Below are 2,180 nucleotides of genomic sequence, written 5' to 3'. Positions count from 1 at the left end.
CCGGGAACCGGGCACCGCCACCGAGTGGCGCCGCTGGTGGCGACGCCTGGGCACCACCTACATCCAGGGCACCGTGCCCCCCGCCGAACCCCACCTCCGCAACACCGGAGCCTGGGCGCCCAACCTCACCGCCGGCACCGTCCAACGCCGCCAACTCCATCTCCAACTCACCGGCCACGACCGCGGGGTACGGTCGGTGGGGGTGTTCACCGCGCCGGACGGTGCCCCCCGTCTCGCCACCGGCAGCAGCGACGGAACGGTGCGGATCTGGAATCCCGCCACCGGCACCCAGGAAGGCCAACCCCTCACCGGCCACGACGACTGGGTGCGGGCGGTTGGGGTGTTCACCGCGCCTGACGGCGCCCCCCGTCTCGCCTCGGCCGGCGACGACGGGACGGTGCGGATCTGGAACCCGGCCACCGGCACCCAGGAGGGCGAGTTCCTCACTGGCCACGATGACTGGGTATGGGCGGTTGGGGTGTTCACCGCGCCTGACGGCGCCCCCCGTCTCGCCTCGGCTGGCGACGACGGGACGGTGCGGATCTGGAACCCCGCCACCGGCACCCAGGAGGGCGTTCCCCTCATCGGCCACGACCGCGGGGTGTGGGCGGTTGGGGTGTTCACCGCACCCGACGGCACCCCCCGCCTCGCCACGGGCGGCGACGACGGGACGGTGCGGATCTGGAACCCCGCCACCCGCGCCCAGGAGGGCGTTCCCCTCATCGGCCACTACCGCGGGGTGCGGGCGCTGGGGGTGTTCACCGCGCCTGACGGCACCCCCCGCCTCGCCTCGGCCGGCGACGACCGGACGGTGCGGATCTGGAACCCCACCACCCGCGCCCAGGAACGCGAATTCCTCACCGGCCACAACAGCAGGGTGCGGGCGGTGGGGGTGTTCACCGCGCCTGACGGCACTCCCCGCCTCGCCACGGGCGGCGACGACGGGACGGTGCGGATCTGGGACCCCGCCACCCGCGCCCAGGAGGGCGTTCCCCTCATCGGCCACTACCGCGGGGTGCGGGCGCTGGCGGTGCTCACCGCACCCGACGGCACTCCCCGCCTCGCCTCGGCCGGCGACGACGGGACGGTGCGGATCTGGAACCCGGCCACCCGCGCCCAGGAACGCGAATACCTCACCGGCCACACCGACTGGGTGCGGGCAGTGGCGATGTTCACCGCACCCGACGGCACCCCCCGCCTCGCCACGGCCAGCGACGACCGGACGGTGCGGATCTGGAACCCCGCCACCGGCACCCAGGAAGGCCAACCCCTCACCGGCCACGACGACTGGGTGCGGGCGGTTGGGGTGTTCACCGCACCCGACGGCACTCCCCGTCTCGCCTCGGCCGGCGACGACCGGACGGTGCGGATCTGGAACCCGGCCACCCGCGCCCAGGAACGCGAATTCCTCACTGGCCACGATGACTGGGTGCGGGCGGTTGGGGTGTTCACCGCGCCTGACGGCACCCCCCGCCTCGCCACGGGCGGCGACGACGGGACGGTGCGGATCTGGAACCCCGCCACCGGCACCCAGGAGGGTGTTCCCCTCATCGGCCACTACCGCGGGGTGCGGGCGCTGGGGGTGTTCACCGCGCCTGACGGCACCCCCCGCCTCGCCACGGGCGGCGACGACCGGACGGTGCGGACCTGGAACCCGGCCACCGGCGCCCAGGAAGGCCCACCCCTTACCAGCCACGACCGCGGGGTGTGGGCGGTGGGGGTGTTCACCGCGCCTGACGGCACCCCCCGCCTCGCCACGGGCGGCGACGACGGGACGGTGCGGATCTGGGACCCCGCCACCCGCGCCCAGGAGGGTGTTCCCCTCATCGGCCACTACCGCGGGGTGCGGGCGCTGGGGGTGTTCACCGCACCCGACGGCACCCCCCGCCTCGCCTCGGCCGGCGACGACCGGACGGTGCGGATCTGGAACCCCCGGACCGGGACAGTGCATGTCCTTCCCATGGCGGGCAGAGTCAACGCGCTTGCATCGAGCCACGGCCTGCTCATCGCCGGCACCGATACGGGTTTCCTCGTGATCGATGTGTCGTCCGTGCCCACCGACACTGCTTGATCGTCAGGACAGTGCCTAGTAGTGCTTTGTTAGGTGGTGCGTGGGCTCTGGTCCCGGGTGGGTTTCGGCTGTTCTCTGGAGGTATGACTCCGGATGAACTGGGCTCGTT

1 protein-coding gene is annotated in these 2,180 nt (G+C 73.5%); it reads left to right on the top strand.

From position 1 onward, the window contains the following. The coding region (locus tag ACZ3J7_RS40980) for a WD40 repeat domain-containing protein (protein WP_465628496.1) at positions 1–2,071 on the top strand (2,071 nt) is incomplete at its 5' end. Between the last annotated feature and the right edge of the window lie 109 nt (positions 2,072–2,180).

The organism is Kitasatospora sp. NPDC015121, from assembly GCF_055562955.1.
This window is presented reverse-complemented; position numbering and strand designations above follow the sequence as displayed.